Source organism: Shewanella sp. M-Br (genome assembly GCF_036245925.1).
Taxonomy (GTDB): Bacteria; Pseudomonadota; Gammaproteobacteria; order Enterobacterales; family Shewanellaceae; genus Shewanella; species Shewanella oncorhynchi.
The window spans coordinates 32,233-49,669 of sequence record NZ_BJBV01000030.1 but is presented as its reverse complement, the minus strand read 5'-3'; the positions used below and the strand labels follow the sequence as shown (position 1 = coordinate 49,669).

11 protein-coding genes and 1 pseudogene are annotated in these 17,437 nt (G+C 48.1%); 10 read left to right on the top strand and 2 right to left on the bottom strand.

What is annotated here, in order from left to right; all coding sequences use genetic code 11:
- Nucleotides 1-33: 33 nt before the first annotated feature.
- Nucleotides 34-234, bottom strand: a pseudogene (locus AAA952_RS20365) (magnesium chelatase domain-containing protein); the annotation flags it as partial.
- A gap of 217 nt (nucleotides 235-451) precedes the next feature.
- On the opposite strand from AAA952_RS20365, the gene AAA952_RS20360 reads away from it, so the two are divergent.
- The 4 genes from AAA952_RS20360 to AAA952_RS20345 all read left to right on the top strand — a co-directional run bounded on the left by AAA952_RS20360 (nucleotide 452) and on the right by AAA952_RS20345 (nucleotide 7,179).
- Nucleotides 452-1,570, top strand: coding sequence for a DUF1963 domain-containing protein (locus AAA952_RS20360; RefSeq protein WP_338259228.1), 1,119 nt, complete (start codon nucleotides 452-454; stop codon nucleotides 1,568-1,570).
- A gap of 678 nt (nucleotides 1,571-2,248) precedes the next feature.
- Nucleotides 2,249-3,277, top strand: a complete 1,029-nt coding sequence (locus AAA952_RS20355; RefSeq protein WP_263177015.1) for an ABC transporter substrate-binding protein — start codon at nucleotides 2,249-2,251, stop codon at nucleotides 3,275-3,277.
- Between the two features lie 45 nt (nucleotides 3,278-3,322).
- The gene (locus AAA952_RS20350; protein WP_338259236.1) at nucleotides 3,323-5,107 is read left to right on the top strand and encodes a GGDEF domain-containing protein; all 1,785 of its coding nucleotides are present in this window, start codon (nucleotides 3,323-3,325) and stop codon (nucleotides 5,105-5,107) included.
- A gap of 755 nt (nucleotides 5,108-5,862) precedes the next feature.
- Nucleotides 5,863-7,179 carry a hemolysin family protein gene (locus AAA952_RS20345; protein ID WP_105250472.1) on the top strand — a complete coding sequence of 439 codons (1,317 nt, stop codon included), beginning with the start codon at nucleotides 5,863-5,865 and terminating at the stop codon, nucleotides 7,177-7,179.
- A 193-nt stretch (nucleotides 7,180-7,372) separates the two neighbouring features.
- Here AAA952_RS20345 and ilvY read toward each other — a convergent pair whose 3' ends face one another.
- A complete protein-coding gene (ilvY, locus tag AAA952_RS20340; protein WP_105250471.1) occupies nucleotides 7,373-8,245 on the bottom strand; it encodes an HTH-type transcriptional activator IlvY in 873 nt (290 codons plus the stop codon).
- Nucleotides 8,246-8,476: 231 nt separating this feature from the next.
- Between ilvY and ilvC the strand changes: the two genes are divergently transcribed.
- The 6 genes from ilvC to AAA952_RS20310 all read left to right on the top strand — a co-directional run bounded on the left by ilvC (nucleotide 8,477) and on the right by AAA952_RS20310 (nucleotide 17,436).
- Nucleotides 8,477-9,955, top strand: coding sequence for a ketol-acid reductoisomerase (ilvC, locus tag AAA952_RS20335; RefSeq protein WP_338259223.1), 1,479 nt, complete (start codon nucleotides 8,477-8,479; stop codon nucleotides 9,953-9,955).
- 676 nt (nucleotides 9,956-10,631) lie between these two features.
- Nucleotides 10,632-12,305, top strand: coding sequence for an acetolactate synthase 2 catalytic subunit (gene ilvG / locus AAA952_RS20330; protein ID WP_338259221.1), 1,674 nt, complete (start codon nucleotides 10,632-10,634; stop codon nucleotides 12,303-12,305).
- A complete protein-coding gene (gene ilvM, locus AAA952_RS20325) occupies nucleotides 12,302-12,559 on the top strand; it encodes an acetolactate synthase 2 small subunit (protein WP_006083459.1) in 258 nt (85 codons plus the stop codon). Before ilvG ends, ilvM begins: the two co-directional genes overlap by 4 nt.
- Nucleotides 12,560-12,616: 57 nt before the next feature.
- Nucleotides 12,617-14,476, top strand: a complete 1,860-nt coding sequence (ilvD, locus tag AAA952_RS20320; protein ID WP_338259218.1) for a dihydroxy-acid dehydratase — start codon at nucleotides 12,617-12,619, stop codon at nucleotides 14,474-14,476.
- A gap of 17 nt (nucleotides 14,477-14,493) precedes the next feature.
- Nucleotides 14,494-16,095: a threonine ammonia-lyase, biosynthetic gene (ilvA, locus tag AAA952_RS20315; RefSeq protein ID WP_338259234.1), complete on the top strand. Its 1,602-nt coding sequence runs from the start codon at nucleotides 14,494-14,496 to the stop codon at nucleotides 16,093-16,095.
- Between the two features lie 207 nt (nucleotides 16,096-16,302).
- Nucleotides 16,303-17,436, top strand: coding sequence for a pyridoxal-phosphate-dependent aminotransferase family protein (locus AAA952_RS20310; protein ID WP_338259232.1), 1,134 nt, complete (start codon nucleotides 16,303-16,305; stop codon nucleotides 17,434-17,436).
- The last annotated feature ends 1 nt before the right edge of the window (nucleotide 17,437 follow it).

Genomic DNA, 17,437 nt, shown 5'->3' with positions numbered 1-17,437 from the left:
TAGATTTATCTGAGTTGTACACTAATCACGATATATGGTTATCCGCCGCATCGGAAACTCGAATCCCGCATTGATCAAGGCACTGCGTACTCGCTCACGGGCTTCTTTTACCGAAGCTTCGGGTAAGCCTACAAGATTAAATGCTGGTAAGCCGTTGCTGAGATGTACTTCAACTGTGACTTGTGGAGCTTCGACCCCACAACTGGCTCGGGTATTGACACAGGCTATCGCCATAAACAAATCCTTTTGTTGTTCATTTCGCGCAGAATTTGAGTGTAGCAGTAATTAATGGGAGGGGTTTCCTATCGCCTAGGTCGTTGCCCTTCTCATTAGCAAGCCGTTGACTCCGGCTTTGCTAATCGTGTGATAGGTTTGGCAATTTACCTTATTTGAAGATGGCAAATAGTTGATAGAAATGATAAAAAGCAAACATTGGAGTCGTGAGGTAAATATGGATATGTTGTTAGCAGAAAATTCCCCCATTCGTCAGCAGCTGCTCGAGCAAAAGCTGGTGCAGTTTAAAGACCCGCATCTTGCCCATACGTTATCTACGTTTATTCGCAGTAGTGTCGATCTCTATCCCAGTGCAATCGAAGACTATGCCCAGTTAGGTAACAGCCGACTGGGTGGATTGCCTGATTTGCCTGTCGGCATGGATTATCCGGTGACTTTGGTCGGAAGGGAGGAGATGCTGGATGCTTACGCTGAGGAATTCGACCACACTCGCGAGTATATCGAGGAGCATTACTGTTGGTCGCAAGATTCGGATTGGGACGAGGCTGCGCAAGCCTTCCGTGTGCCTATGCAATTTATCGCACAGCTCAACTGCAGCGACCTGAAGGCGTTTCAATCTTATTTGCCTCGAGAAGGGCGATTGTTGTTCTTTTTGGAGCGCTGGCGATTCTCGGAAATGCTTCGCGGCCATGTCTATTATGTCGCTGAGGATCAACAACTGAACTCTGGAAAAGCGATTGCCGAACCTAAGTTCGACGATGCGGTATGTGCAAACTATGAGTATGAAGAGGCTTATCAACTTCAGGGAATTGCCAGCATTAAGATGATAGCCCCTGACATGATTAATAGTGACAACCCGCATTTAGTAAAGTTAGCCAAGGCACGTTTACAAGCGCTACCAGAACCGCAACAAGCTATGGTGCTGGAGGCCCTAGCGGTTGTGGATGACGAATTGGCATCTGAGTGGCAAGATCAGCTCTACTTCTTTGACCTGATGAAAATGAATAAGCAGGGGTTAATTCCCGGGCAGATTTTCACTCAAGCGCAGTGGGCGGCACTACCTGAATGGCAGTCATCCAACCTGCAGGAATTGCTCGTTCCCGAGCAGCCGCTGCCCTATTTCGATGGGATAGCCAGCATTAATGGCCATGGTGGTAGCCGCTATAAAGCACCCGAACTCCGCGCCGCAGCTGAATTAGGCGGCAATGCCGAAGATTATCTAGTACTGTTCAAAGTCGTCTACAGTGAGCATTCTATGCAGTTGAATTTTATTATCCACCAAGCGGATTTAGCGCTAGGCAAATTCGATCGCATTTACTGCATTTATGATTATTAGCGTATTGAAAGGTTGGCTACTGCCAACCTTTTTGTTTGGCGATGCGGGCTACACAGCAATAGGAGTACATCGAGACGATTGAAGGTGTATGTTGCGACCGATTAAAAGAAGAGTCACAAGCACAATTTAGTGCCTTTGAATGAATATGAGTTATAAATGATTGATTCTAGGAGAAATGATTACGACTGAATAGATTGAGCACTTGATGATTATATTTAATTATTTCAATCAGTTAATAGAGATTAGTCAACCTATGCCATTATATGAGGGCATCGTTGCACAGTCTCAGTTGGTTGACCCTCCACTGAAAATCATGGTACCCCTCACGACCTTGATTCAACTTGACCGCCAGGCTGCATTAACGTCTGAGTTCTAACTTGTATTCCTTTTAAGTCCCCGTCATTTTCTCCGTGGTTAGGTCGCAAGACTGACCATAAGGCCGCCACTTACATTCTGCTACTGAGCCACTCGAACTCCTTATACAGACAGGGTGTCGGAATAAATAGTCAGCATATAAAGTATACTTTGTATCATTTTGTGGTTTAATCGAAACATCTGCTGCCGATTTTAGCAACATTTTGGGCGGCGATGCGGTAACAAGGTTGTGAATCGATAATAATAAAGTGACCTCTTGTGAAGGATGACATTTGAGGGAACATGGTCGAGGAGAACTTGCCTATGCGTTCGTGGATGTTAGCGTGTGTGTTTATCTGTACTGCGGGTTTTGGTGGGGCAGCATGGGCAAAACTCGATGTGGTTTTCTTTAATCCTGGGGCTGTCGATGACAGTTTTTGGGGAGATGTCGACCAATTGATGTTGGCGGCATCGACGACACTCGATATTAAACTCGATATCATTCATTCCGATCGCAATCACTTCAAGATGATCACTCAACTCGATGAGTTGTTAGCTTCTGCAAAAGCGTTACCTAATTACGTTATTCTGGTTAATGAAAAACAATCCGCGATAAAAATGCTGCAGGCGCTTTATCCTCACCCTGTCTATGTGCAATTGATTTTAAATGATATTTCCCCTGGTGAGCGTGATGCCTTGCTGCAAGATCCCCATTGGCAAGAATATCTGTTACCCGCCATTATTCCCGATAATTACGCTATTGGTTCGGCGACCGCTAAGGCCTTAATGGATGACTTAGAGGGAAAGGCGGCTAAAGTTCTGTTGATTTCGGGCGATAAATCGACGCCTGCTTCAGTGCTACGTACCCAAGGTGCCAGTGATTATTTCTTTATGCAGGCCAATGCTACTCTGACTCAAACGGTTTATGGCCAGTGGAGCGACGCTGTGGCTTATGGTCAAGCGTTAACCCTGCTGAATCGTTATCCCGATCTGAATGTGATTTGGACCGCCAGTGATCGTATGGCGATTGGGGTGCTTAAAGCATTGAAGGAAAAAGGCTTAGTCTCAGGTAAGGATGTATTTGTCAGTACGATCAATACGTCACCTGAGATTTTACAGCTTTGTCGCCAGCACTCTGTGAGTGTTATTGGTGGCGGGCATTTTTTGGTTGGCGCTTTAGGTTTGGTCGAATTGCAATATTATCAGCAGCATAAAAAATATCTCCCCTATGACAATGTTGCCTTGTTCGGTATTTTGCAACCCGATTCGGCATTTTATCAAATGTTAGTTGCTCGAGATTGGCCACAGATTTTCCAGTCTCAGATTTTGAATAAGTTGCCCCTCAAGGCGTAATAACAGGTGTACATGAAGCATCGTAATCATTCTATTAGCCACAAGATGACGCTGATTATTATTGGGGTGAGCTCGTTTTTTGCTGTGTTAACTATGCTGGTACAGTTGATTTGGAACTATCAGGATAGTATCGATAATGCGACTTCGGATATCCGCGAGTATTCAGAATCTATTTTGCCAAGCGTGGCTAAGTCACTGTGGGACGTCGACCGTAGCTTGTTATCGGATTTGCTCTCTGGACTGGGGATGATGCCATTAGTGTCGAGTGTACATTTAGACAGTATCGATGGCGTCACTATGCATCTGGGTAAACCTTTGTTAACCGATGACGAGTCGCAAACTCTATTTCACTATCCTGTGACCTATCAAGAGCAGTCGATAGCGACTTTGACCGTAGGGTTAGATACCAATCGGCTTTACTACGAGCTGTGGCGGCAGTTGATTTTTATCGTGCTTGGTAATGGGTTAAAGACCCTATTGATGATTTATTTGATTTTGACCTTAGTGCGACTCATGGTGACAGATAGATTGTCGGCACTGGAAGATTTCACTAATAAAATCAATCTTAACTCGTTAAAAAAGTTATCTGTGCCCGAGACGGTAACCGCAAGACCCGATGAAATAGCCCATGTGGCATTCTCACTTAAAGGTATGTATCAAAGGATACGTAATGATTTAGCCATCAATAAACGTCAGCAACGTGCACTGCAACAACAGCAGCATTTATTGTCTGACTTAGTCAAAGAACGAACTAAAGAATTAGATTGGCAGTCGCAGTCGAATCAATTGTTGGCCGAGATTTCGTTGCAATTTTTGAGCATAGATACCTGCAATGTGGATAAAACCTTAACTGAGGTATGCCACAAAATAGGTCAGTTATTTGATGTTGAAAGGGTGAGTCTTCTCGAATTCCATCAGCAGCATGCCTATTACCGCAGCTTTTGGACCAGTGACTTACACGCAAATAAGGTCCAAGTGATTTCGGTAGATAATATTGCTCAACTGGCTAAAAAATTCGAGACGGAATCGACCTTAGTGATTGAGGATCTTGAGGCGTTAAAGGCTTTTTCACCACAGGAATATGAGGTAATGAAATCCGTGGGGATATGTTCGATTGCCGCCTTTGCGATTAAAAATGCTGGGGAGTTATTGGGATTGCTCTCGCTGTCGACTGTGTCGCGGCCATTAAATTGGAACGCCCAGAAAAAGAATATGTTGACCCAATTCGCCTCCGCATTGAACGAGTTACTGCTACGCGAACAGAAAGAGCGTCAGATGATAGTGCTACAACAAGCGCTGGTTGCCGCGAATAGCCAATTAAAGGTGATGGCTGAAACCGATGAGTTAACTGGCTTAGCTAATAGACGACCCTTTACCGAAAGATTAGCTACTGTGCTACAAGCTAACACTCCAGCGGGATTGTTAATGTTGGATATCGATTATTTCAAATCCTACAACGACACTTATGGTCATCTTGAAGGCGATACAGTGCTCAAGCGGGTGGCAGATGCCTTAGCACAGTGCGATATCCTGCCGAACAATGCTCTATTGGCTCGCATTGGTGGTGAAGAGTTTGCTTTGGTCGTCGAGCAGGTCACGCCAGCACAGTTAACGGCTATTGCTACGCAACTGTGTTATCTCGTTGAGCAACTCAATATTCCCCATCAAGTATCTCCCTTGGCTGTGGTGACGATCAGTATTGGCAGCGTGTTTTTGCCATTAGATAAGATCTCGGGATTTAAGATGGCAGACGTATTACGCCGCGCCGATGTTTGCCTCTATCGCGCTAAGGATAAAGGTCGCAATAGAGTCGAGGTTGAAGTGATTTAATGGGAGCCGGTTGAAGGTGATGTTACTCTTTCGCCAAGATATCCCAACGCGTTGCTGGATTGGCTACTGAGCTTCAAGAGTCTAGGCTCTATGCTGCAAAATTGGAGACATATTAGGTTTGCATCACTACGCCACAGACGCCCTCAATCATGCTAACTAATTGATAACATTTATATGAAACATAGCGGTAGATAAGTCGCTAAGATAAAAATTACTCAAGGTGAGGTAATATTAGGCGGCAGATGAGATATAATCTGTCGCCTATTGTCGATTTAGCGATGCACTCTGAGTGACATCCATGCTGCCATTCTGGACGTATTTTACGTAACGCAACTAAGCAAAGCCACGACTGCATAGTCAATTCTATTGGCTTAAATGTACGTTCTAGCAGCTCAATATCAAAGCCACCGCGCTCGGATGTCTAATGCCATCGAGTCGAGTAAAATAATTAAATGCTGTATATTCAGTCGCTTCGACATAAAACATTACTTAAATGATGCAAGTGCATTAGCGCTATGCGTGTGCTGCGAGAGCGGAGTCACGCATAACTCGTGAATTTGCAGATATACTGAGTGCACCCTAATGATTGTCATCTAAGCGCTCATTCATCTCAGGGGTGAAAGTGGTCAATACAATCTTGTTGTGCAGCGACCAGACAAAGCAAACTTTGCTCAAATACAATGAATTCAACTGACTCGCGAGCAATAAGGCGCGGGTTGGTCCTAGTTAGTCCAGTGTTAAATGAAAGGTGTTACATGAGTCTCTTTGATAACGTGATGATTATATTGTGTCTAATCGGCGCGAGTTGTTTTTTCTCTATGTCAGAAATTGCACTTGCCGCTTCACGTAAAATTCGTTTACGTCAGTTAGCCGATGAGGGCGATGCACGAGCAGAAAAAGTGCTGCAGTTACAAGCCGTTCCCGGTAGCTTTTTTACGGTAGTACAAATTGGTCTTAATGCCGTTGCCATCATGGGCGGTATTGTGGGTGAGTCGGCATTTCGGCCTTACTTCTATCAGTTGCTTTCCCCTTTAGTTGCCGAGCCTTGGCTGAGCCAATTGAGCTTTGTTTTATCCTTCATAACGGTAACCAGCGCCTTTATTTTAGTCGCCGATTTAATGCCAAAACGCATTGCCATGGCGATGCCTGAGCCTGTCGCTTTAGCTGTTGTCGGGCCTATGTCTTTCTGTATTGTGCTATTACGCCCATTAGTATGGTTTTTCAATGGCATGGCGAGTGGTATCTTTAAACTGCTGCAGATCCCAACTGTGCGTAACGATGCTATCACCTCCGACGACATTTATGCCGTCATGAATGCCGGTGCCGAAGCTGGGGTGCTAGATCGCGGTGAGCAACAGATGATGGAAAATGTGTTTGAAATGCAAACCGTTTCTGTGACTTCGGCCATGACGGCCCGTGAAAGCTTAGTGTACTTTTTACTGCAAGACAGTGAAGAAGATATCAAGCGTAAAATTTCTGAAGATCCCCATACTAAGTTCCTCGTCTGCGATGGTCAGTTGGATATGATCAAAGGCTTCGTGGATGCGAAAGAATTGCTGATACGTGTGATTAACGGTGAGAATATCATCTTAAAAGGCAGTAACTTAATCCATACTTCGCTGATCATTCCCGATACGCTGAGCCTGTCAGAAGCGATGGAATACTTTAAAAATAGTCGCGCCGATTTTGCCGTGGTCATGAACGAATACGCCTTAGTGGTGGGGATTGTGACTACTAACGATCTACAGCGCGCCGTAATGGGGGCTTGGTCATTGCACGAGAGCGAAGAGCAGATCATCGCCCGCGATAGTAACTCTTGGTTAGTCGACGGTGTGACGCCTATTACCGACGTAATGCGCGCCTTTGGTATTGAGGAGTTTCCGCATAATCAGAACTACGAAACCATTGCTGGTTTTATGATGTATATGCTGCGTAAAATCCCTAAGCGTACGGATTTCGTGAACTATGCGGGCTATAAATTTGAGGTGGTCGATATCGATTCGTACAAGGTCGATCAGCTATTGGTGACTCGTATCGATCCTATTGATAAGCTCAACTCGCCGGATGTGTAATCCTGTCATCTTGTGTTGATTGCCTTGCGATAGAAATCCTGTGGCAATAGTTCGTTAGCACCAATTTGATAGCAACTGTTTGATAGTGAAGCGGTTCTCTTTAGCTAAGTTTTTAGTTTTTTGAGAGCCGTTTTAGCTTTATATCTCGTTGAAACTCTTCACTCGCACTTTTATTTTGTATTACTTTCCCCGTTTAAATCACATCCAAAAACGCATTAACGATGGGATCATCAAGTCGTTTCACTTTGCAGCAGCAACCTAGCTCGAACGGTGGAATCGCCACTGGCGACGAGAGTAGCTGAATGCGATCTCGCACTGGACTGTTATTGATCACCACTTCGGGGCTCATGCTCACGCCACAACCTAACGCTACCATAGAGGCGATCGCTTCTTGGCCCGAAACTTGGGCGTAAATATTAGGGCTGATGCCCATTTGTTTGAACCAGTTATCGGCGCGGCGCCGTCCTGGGCCGTGATCTGGGATGATAAAGGGCACGCTCGACCAATCTATAGGCGTTTGACTCACTTGTTGCTGTACTGCACAGCGGATCGTCGGTGCGATAATCGACAGCGGCACATCGTCGATTTTGGCAAAGTGTAAGCTGCTGGGAAACGGATCGGGCAGGGCGGCGATGGCGATATCGGCGCGATTCTGCTGCACTTCTGCTAGCGCGTTGGCTGCATCTCCCGTGGTTAAAGCAATCTCGACGAAGGGATGCTCTTGGCGGAATAGATCCAATAAACCCGGTAAATGACTGTAGGCGGCAGTGACCGAGCAATACAGATTTAACCGACCGCGCAGCACGTCCTGCTTGAGATCGATACTGTGCTTGAGTGTGCTCCAATGGTTCAAAGTCTGCTCGGCGAATCGCTTAAACTCGTGTCCCGCGTGGGTTAAGGTCACGCTGCGATTATCTCGCTCTAACAGCTTAGCGTTCACTTCTTCTTCTAATCTTTGCAGGGCTCGGCTTAAGGTCGATGGGCTCACATGCATCTGCTCCGCGGTCTTGGCGAAGTGCAAACTGTCACATAAGTGCAGGTACAATTTGAGGGTACGAATATCCATAACTTATCCTGTTTAGCCTGAGCTTGAGTGCTGCATATTGCCGCCGATGTTGCTGCCAGTGTTACTGAGCGTTATTGTGGTTGACGTTGCGCATAATGCAATATGAAGTTCCGAATATATCATTTTAAGCAATGATAAGCATGGGTTATAGTGATTTCAATCACAACCAAGTCGTAACATTATGTTAGTTTGGTTGCGTCCAAAATTTCTGACTTATAGGTGGTATATCAGATGGCTAACTATTTTAACTCTCTGAATTTACGTCAACAATTAGCACAGCTTGGCCAATGTCGTTTCATGGATCGTTCTGAGTTTAGCGACGGCTGTAACTACATCAAAGATTGGAATATTGTTATTTTAGGCTGTGGTGCTCAAGGTCTTAACCAAGGCTTGAACATGCGTGATTCGGGTCTGAATATCTCTTTTGCCCTGCGTCCTGAAGCGATTGAACAGAAACGTGCCTCATGGCAAAAAGCAACCGATAACGGTTTCCGTGTCGGTACCTTTGAAGAATTAATCCCTGCGGCGGATCTGGTCCTTAACCTGACGCCGGACAAACAGCATTCAAACGTGGTTAACGCGGTCATGCCATTGATGAAGCAAGGTTCTACCTTGTCTTACTCACACGGCTTCAACATAGTTGAAGAGGGCATGCAAGTTCGTCCCGATATCACTGTGGTGATGGTTGCGCCTAAGTGCCCTGGCACTGAAGTGCGTGAAGAATACAAACGTGGTTTTGGTGTGCCTACCCTTATCGCGGTTCACCCAGAAAACGATCCAAACGGTGACGGTTTAGACATTGCTAAAGCCTATGCTAGCGCAACGGGTGGAGACAGAGCCGGTGTTTTACTGTCGTCTTTCATCGCAGAAGTGAAGTCGGATCTGATGGGCGAGCAGACCATTCTGTGCGGTATGTTGCAGACGGGTGCCATCTTAGGTTACGAGAAAATGATCGCCGATGGCGTTGAGCCAGGCTACGCGGCCAAGCTTATCCAGCAAGGTTGGGAAACGGTCACTGAAGCGCTGAAACACGGCGGCATCACTAACATGATGGACCGTTTATCTAATCCTGCCAAGATTAAAGCATTTGAAATTGCAGAAGATTTAAAAGAAATTCTGCAACCATTATTTGAAAAGCACATGGATGACATCATCAGCGGTGAATTCTCACGCACTATGATGGAAGATTGGGCGAACGATGATGCGAACTTGCTGCGTTGGAGAGCGGAAACTGGCGAAACAGGTTTCGAAAATGCGCCCGTATCGAGTGAGCATATCGACGAACAAACCTATTTCGACAAAGGTATTTTCCTTGTCGCTATGATCAAAGCGGGTGTGGAACTGGCGTTCGATACCATGGTGTCTGCGGGTATTGTGGAAGAGTCGGCTTATTACGAATCACTGCACGAAACCCCACTTATCGCTAACACGATTGCTCGTAAGCGTTTGTACGAAATGAACGTAGTGATTTCAGACACCGCCGAATACGGTTGCTATCTGTTCAATCACGCCGCCGTACCTATGCTGCGCGACTATGTTAATGCCATGTCATCTGAGTATTTAGGTGCTGGCCTGAAAGACAGCGCAACCGGTGTCGACAACCTAACGCTCATCGCTGTTAACGAAGCGATTCGTGAAACGGCAGTGGAATATGTTGGTGCTGAGCTTCGCGGTTACATGACAGATATGAAGAGCATTGTTGAGGCTTAATTGATTGTTAGTTAAGCCCAGCATTGGGGGAGAGGGCTGAGACTCAAAGGACTTGGGTCTCAGCTCAGTTCCCAAGCAAGCTCAAGATAGTGAAACGCGCATCTTGAGCTTGTTTAGTTATAAATCAGTTTAGTGAGAAACAAATTTTTTCCTGTTCAGTGGGTTGTCGAGCGGGCAAAAACGACACAGTTAGTGAGTCTATTGTTCAGTAGGTGAATCGCGCCGACTGAGGCTCAACAGTTAACGTTTTACTTTGTTGTTTTGCATTGTCTCGGCAGGGAAGCTGAATTTTTTTTGACAAAAGATATTTTTTATTGTGTTTGGCCGTTGCTTTATGGTAAAGCTAATAGCTCGCGCTAGGGCAAAGTCCAAAGCGATACTAACTTTCATTCAATACCCAAATTTTAGAAACACCGATTAGGAATCCATATTGATGTTTAGCCAAGCTGCCAAGCTCATTCTCGTGATTATTACCGTCGTGATTATTAAATCACAGCGGGGGCGGCGCATGGCAAACTGATAGACCTAAAAGGTTAAAAGTTTCGAAAGAACCCCCCGCTCCGAAAGGACCGGGGGGTTCTTCGTTTCAGGGCCTAGAGCAAGGTTCTAAGCTTCGAAAGAGTAAAAAATTAGCGTCGATTTTCGGCAATTCAGGACTAACGTAGCGAGAGATAATATGGAACCAGGGCAGATGATCAGAGGCGCAGACGCGGTAATCAAAGTGTTAGCAGCACATGGAGTCACCACAGTGTTTGGTTATCCAGGTGGTGCCATTATGCCAATATACGATGCCCTCTATGGAAGCCCTGTTGAACATCTGCTCAGCCGTCACGAACAAGGCGCCGCCTTTGCCGCCGTAGGATACGCAAGAGCTAGCGGTAAAACCGGCGTGTGCTTTGCGACATCAGGCCCTGGCGCGACTAACCTTATCACCTCACTTGCCGATGCGTTGCTAGATTCAGTGCCTATCGTGGCTATCACAGGCCAAGTCTCCACCGCCGTTATCGGCACTGATGCGTTTCAAGAAATCGATGTACTGGGCATGTCACTGAGCTGCACTAAGCACAGCTTTATGGTGACAAACATCAACGACCTGATCCCAACCTTGTATCAAGCTTTTGAGATCGCCGCATCCGGCCGCCCTGGCCCTGTGTTGGTCGATATCCCGAAGGATATCCAACTTGCTCACCTTGAATACCGTACGCCTTTGCTGGCCGTCATGAACGAACCACAAGCCGAGATGAGTGATATCGAGGCCGCCCGTGCGCTGTTGGCTGAGGCTAAACAGCCTATGTTGTATGTCGGCGGTGGTGTAGGCATGGCGGGCGCGGTCGATCAACTGCGTGAGTTTATCAAAATAACGGGTATACCTTCGGTCGCGACCTTGAAAGGGCTTGGCAGTATCGCCCACGGCACGCCCGGTTACTTAGGCATGTTAGGCATGCATGGTGGCAAGGCGGCTAACTTAGCGGTACAGGATTGTGATTTGCTGATCGTGGTGGGCGCCCGTTTCGACGACAGAGTCACCGGCCGTTTAGCGAGCTTTGCCGACAAGGCCAAAGTGATCCATTTAGACATAGACGCCGCTGAGCTGGGCAAGTTACGTATGCCAGAGGTGGCAATCGCCGGTGACTTACGCCAAATCCTCCCCGCCTTAGCCATGTCGATGAACATCACGCCTTGGCAGGCCGAGGTGGAGCATTTATCCCGTAAGCATCAATGGGATTATCAACACCCCGGCAGTTTGATTTACGCCCCTGCGCTGCTGCGCCGTTTAGCCAATAAGTTACCCGAGGACAATGTTGTTTGTTGCGATGTGGGCCAGCACCAAATGTGGGTGGCCCAGCATATGTGGTTCCGCCGTCCAGAGGATCACCTGTCCAGCGCGGGCTTAGGCACTATGGGCTTTGGCTTACCCGCCGCGATTGGTGCGCAAGTGGCCCGTCCCGATGCGACTGTGGTGACTGTCTCTGGCGATGGTTCTTTTATGATGAATGTGCAGGAGCTGACCACCATCAAACGCCGTAAGCTACCAGTGAAAATCGTGCTGGTTGATAACCAAAAGCTTGGCATGGTGAAGCAGTGGCAACAGCTATTTTTTGAAGAGCGCTACAGTGAAACGGATTTATCCGATAACCCTGATTTTGTCTTATTGGCCTCCGCTTTTGATATTCCCGGCCGCACGATTTTTTCTTCCGACGAAGTGGAAGAAGCCTTAACCGAAATGTTAGCGGCTAAGGGCCCGTATTTGTTACACGTTGCAATCGACGATGCTTTTAACGTTTGGCCACTGGTGCCCCCCGGCGCATCAAACAGCGATATGATGGACGAAATGGAGAAACAAACATGATCCACTCTCTGGAATTAACGGTTCAACAACGCCCCGAAGTGCTTGAGCGTGTTTTGCGCGTGACTCGCCATCGTGGTTTTACGATTACCCAAATGCAGATGCGTATGAATGACGACGCTAGCCTGTCGCTGGATATGGAGGTCGATAGCGAACGTGCCATCGAACTGTTAAGTAATCAGCTGAATAAACTGATTGATGTGACCCAGTGTAAGGTATTGTTACCGCTGAGCTTGCAACAAACGGCTAATGCTTAAGCATTAGACATGTGAATTAAGAATACGATTTTCGATTTGAGATAAAGGATACAGTCAATGCCAAAGTTACGATCAGCTACCAGTACCGAAGGCCGCAATATGGCGGGTGCACGTGCGTTATGGCGCGCCACAGGGGTGAAAGATAATGATTTTGGTAAGCCAATTATCGCTATTGCTAACTCCTTTACTCAGTTTGTACCGGGTCATGTGCACTTAAAAGACATGGGCTCACTGGTGGCGAGCGTCATCGAAGAAGCGGGCGGTATCGCTAAAGAATTCAACACAATTGCCGTCGATGACGGTATCGCCATGGGCCACGGCGGCATGCTTTACAGTCTGCCATCGCGTGAACTTATCGCCGACAGTGTGGAATACATGGTTAACGCCCACTGCGCCGATGCGTTAGTGTGTATCTCCAACTGCGACAAGATCACTCCCGGTATGTTGATGGCGGCGCTGCGCCTCAATATTCCCGTCGTGTTTGTCTCTGGCGGACCGATGGAAGCGGGTAAAACTAAGCTGTCGGATAAACTCATCAAGCTCGATTTAGTCGATGCTATGGTGGCAGGTGCCGACTCGAACGTGAGCGATGAAGACAGTGCTAAAATCGAGCGTAGCGCGTGCCCAACCTGCGGTTCTTGCTCGGGCATGTTTACCGCCAACTCAATGAACTGTTTAACCGAAGCGCTAGGATTATCGCTGCCGGGTAACGGCTCTATGTTGGCAACCCACGCCGATCGCCGCGAGCTGTTTTTGGAAGCGGGGCGCCGCGTGATGGCGCTGGCAAAACGTTATTATCATCAAGATGATGAATCGGCATTACCACGTAATATCGCGAATTTCAAAGCCTTTGAAAATGCCATGACCTTAGATATCGCCATGGGCGGTTCATCTAATACCGTATTGCATTTATTGGCCGCCGCGCAGGAAGCCGATGTTGATTTTACCATGGCGGATATTGACCGTATGTCGCGCCTTGTGCCGCACCTTTGTAAGGTTGCGCCATCGACGCCTAAATACCATATGGAAGACGTGCACCGTGCGGGTGGGGTGATGGGGATTTTAGGTGAGCTAGACAGAGCCGGATTGCTGCATACCGATGTGTTCCATGTGGCGGCCGATGAAGGTGGCAATTTGAAGTCTGTATTGGCGAAATACGATGTGATGCAGACGGAAGATGAAAAAGTAAAACATTTCTTTATGGCGGGACCTGCGGGGATTCCGACCACTAAAGCCTTTAGCCAAGATTGTCGCTGGCCGTCACTGGATAATGACAGACAAGAAGGCTGTATCCGTAGCCGTGAGTTTGCCTTTAGCCAAGAGGGCGGGCTTGCCGTATTGTCGGGCAACGTGGCCGAAAACGGCTGTATCGTTAAAACTGCGGGCGTAGATGAATCTAATCTGACCTTCATCGGCTCGGCGCGCGTTTATGAAAGCCAAGATGATGCAGTGGCGGGCATTTTAGGCGGTGAAGTGGTGTCGGGCGACGTGGTTGTTATCCGTTACGAAGGCCCGAAAGGCGGCCCGGGTATGCAAGAAATGTTGTACCCAACCAGTTACTTAAAATCACGCGGGCTAGGCAAGGCCTGCGCGCTGATCACCGACGGTCGTTTCTCCGGTGGCACTTCAGGTTTATCGATTGGCCACGTCTCACCCGAAGCGGCAGCTGGCGGCACTATCGCCTTGATTGAAAATGGCGATCGCATCGAAATTGATATACCCAAGCGCAGCATCAAGCTGGCGTTAAGCGATGCTGAACTCAATGCTCGCCGCGAAAAAATGCACAGTCTTGGCCCAATGGCGTGGAAACCTATTGGTCGCCAGCGTTATGTGTCACTCGCGCTTAAGGCCTACGCCATGCTCGCCACCAGTGCCGACAAGGGCGCGGTGCGCGATCGCAGTAAACTGGAGGACTAATTATGTTTACTGCATCTATGTTGCCACTTGCATCGCAAACTCAGGCGGATTTAGCCCATTTTCAGTTGGCACAAAGCTATCTGCAAAAAATCCTGTTGTCATCTGTGTATGACATAGCGAAAGTGACGCCGCTTTCCAGCATGAACAAGTTATCGGCGCGTTTAGGTTGTCAGGTATTTTTGAAGCGCGAAGATATGCAGCCAGTGCATTCATTCAAGTTACGCGGTGCCTATAACCGTATCGCCCAGCTGACGAAAGAAGAATGCCAGCGCGGCGTGGTGTGTGCTTCGGCAGGCAATCATGCTCAGGGTGTGGCGATGTCGGCGGCGAGTCGCGGTGTGGATGCTGTGATTGTGATGCCCGAGACGACGCCCGATATTAAAGTCGATGCGGTGCGCCGTTTAGGTGGCAACGTGGTATTGCACGGCCAAGCCTTCGATCAAGCCAATGGTTTTGCGATGGCGATGGCCAAAGAAGAGGGCCGAGTCTATATCGCGCCTTTCGACGATGAAGCTGTGATCGCAGGCCAAGGCACTATCGCCCAAGAGATGTTGCAGCAGCAGCGCGATCTTGAAGTGGTATTTGTGCCCGTGGGCGGTGGCGGTTTAATCGCGGGTATCGCAGCCTATTACAAGGCGGTGATGCCGCAGGTGAAAATTGTCGGCGTCGAGCCAGAAGATGCCGCTTGTTTAAAGGCGGCGATGGAAGCGGGCGAGCCGGTGACGCTGGCGCAAGTCGGTTTATTTGCCGATGGCGTGGCGGTTAAACGTATCGGCACTGAGCCGTTTCGAGTCGCGAAACTTTATGTCGATGAAGTAGTGACTGTCACTTCGGATGAAATCTGCGCTGCGGTGAAAGATATCTTCGAAGACACCCGTGCGATCGCCGAACCCGCAGGGGCCTTGTCCTTAGCTGGGCTTAAAAAATATATCAGCGCTAATGCCAATGGTGATTGCGGCAATGGTGAAAAGGTCGCGGCGATTTTAAGTGGCGCGAATGTGAATTTTCACAGTCTGCGTTATGTGTCGGAGCGCTGCGAACTCGGCGAGCAGAAAGAAGCTGTACTGGCGGTAAAAGTCCCTGAGCGTCCGGGAAGTTTCTTAACATTCTGTGAGTTGCTTGATAAGCGGGTGATGACAGAGTTTAACTATCGTTTCAGCAGTCGTGATCTTGCCGTGGTGTTTGCAGGCATTCGCTTAAGCCGAGGCCAAGGTGAGCTAGAACAAATAATTGCCACCTTAGAGGCTAATGGTTTTGAAGTGCAGGATTTATCCGGTGATGAAACCGCGAAATTGCATGTGCGTTATATGGTCGGTGGTCATCCACCAGAGCCTTTAGAGGAGCGTTTGTTTAGCTTTGAGTTTCCTGAACATCCCGGTGCGCTGCTGAAGTTTTTAACTACCTTGCAGAGTAAATGGAACATTAGTCTGTTCCATTATCGTAACCACGGCGCGGCCTTTGGCCGAGTGCTGGCGGGATTTGAAGTACCCGCGAGTGATGCCTTGCCGTTCCAACAGTTTTTAACTGAGTTGGGTTTTGTCTATCAAGAGGAAACTCAAAGTCCTGCCTATCAGCTGTTTTTAAATGCGGGTAACGGCAACAAGGCGTTACAACCTTAGCGCACCATGCGCGTGATAGTTATGTTAGTCATAACTAAGGCTAAAGGAGGAGCGCACAGGCGCTCCTTTTTGTGGTAGTTTTGTAGACTTAATACTCTAGCCGCCGATTAATACGTCACAGTTAAGTCGCTTACTTAATCCGCTGACGATTGGCTAACGAATAATAACTAGACTTCGACCTACACCTACACGCATTAAGGAGACATGATGTTACCAGCACCGCGTTTTACCGCTTTTAATCCTCCTCGCCGTATTTTAATGGGCCCTGGCCCGTCGGATGTTTATCCCGAAGTGCTTGCGGCGCAGTCCAGACCTACGGTTGGCCACTTAGATCCGCTGTTTGTGGGCATGATGGATGAGCTTAAGAGTCTGATCCAATACGCCTTCCAAACTAAAAACGAAATGACCATGGCGGTATCAGCGCCGGGCAGTGCGGGCATGGAAACCTGTTTCGTTAACTTAGTCGAGCCGGGTGAGAAGGTGATTGTCTGTCGTAACGGTGTGTTTAGTGAGCGTATGCGCCAAAACGTCGAGCGTATGGGCGCCATTGCCGTGCTGGTGGACAATGAGTGGGGCACACCTGTTGATCCTGCAGCGGTTGAAGCGGCACTGAAAGCCAATCCCGATGCCAAGTTTTTAGCTTTTGTGCACGCCGAAACCTCAACTGGCGCGCTGTCCGATGCTAAGACCTTGTGCGCATTAGCCAAAACCTATGGTTGCTTGAGTATAGTTGATGCGGTTACTTCCCTTGGCGGCGTCGAATTAAGAGTCGATGAATGGGGCATAGATGCCATTTATTCCGGCAGTCAAAAGTGCCTTTCCTGTGTACCGGGTTTATCGCCCGTGTCTTTCTCGCCTGCAGCCGTCGAAAAACTCAAGAATCGCAAGACCCCAGTGCAAAGTTGGTTCCTCGATCAAAGCTTAGTGATGGCCTATTGGACCAGCGCGGGCGGCAAACGTAGTTACCATCACACTGCGCCAGTGAATACGCTTTATGCACTTCATGAATCGCTGCGTATGTTGGCGGCCGAAGGCTTAGAGAATGCGTGGCAACGCCATCACGAGATGCACTTAGTGCTGCGTGCTGGGCTGGAAAAGTTAGGGCTAAATTTTGTGGTGGCCGAAGATTCGCGCTTGCCACAACTCAATGCCATTTATATCCCCGAAGGCGTTGATGATGCCGCTGTGCGGACTCGTTTGCTTAAAGATTATAACCTCGAAATTGGCGCCGGCCTTGGCGCCCTTGCGGGCAAAGCATGGCGCATCGGCCTTATGGGCTTCGGTGCTCGCCGCGAGAATGTCGCCTTATGCCTCAAGGCATTAGAAGAAGTGTTGAACTAAT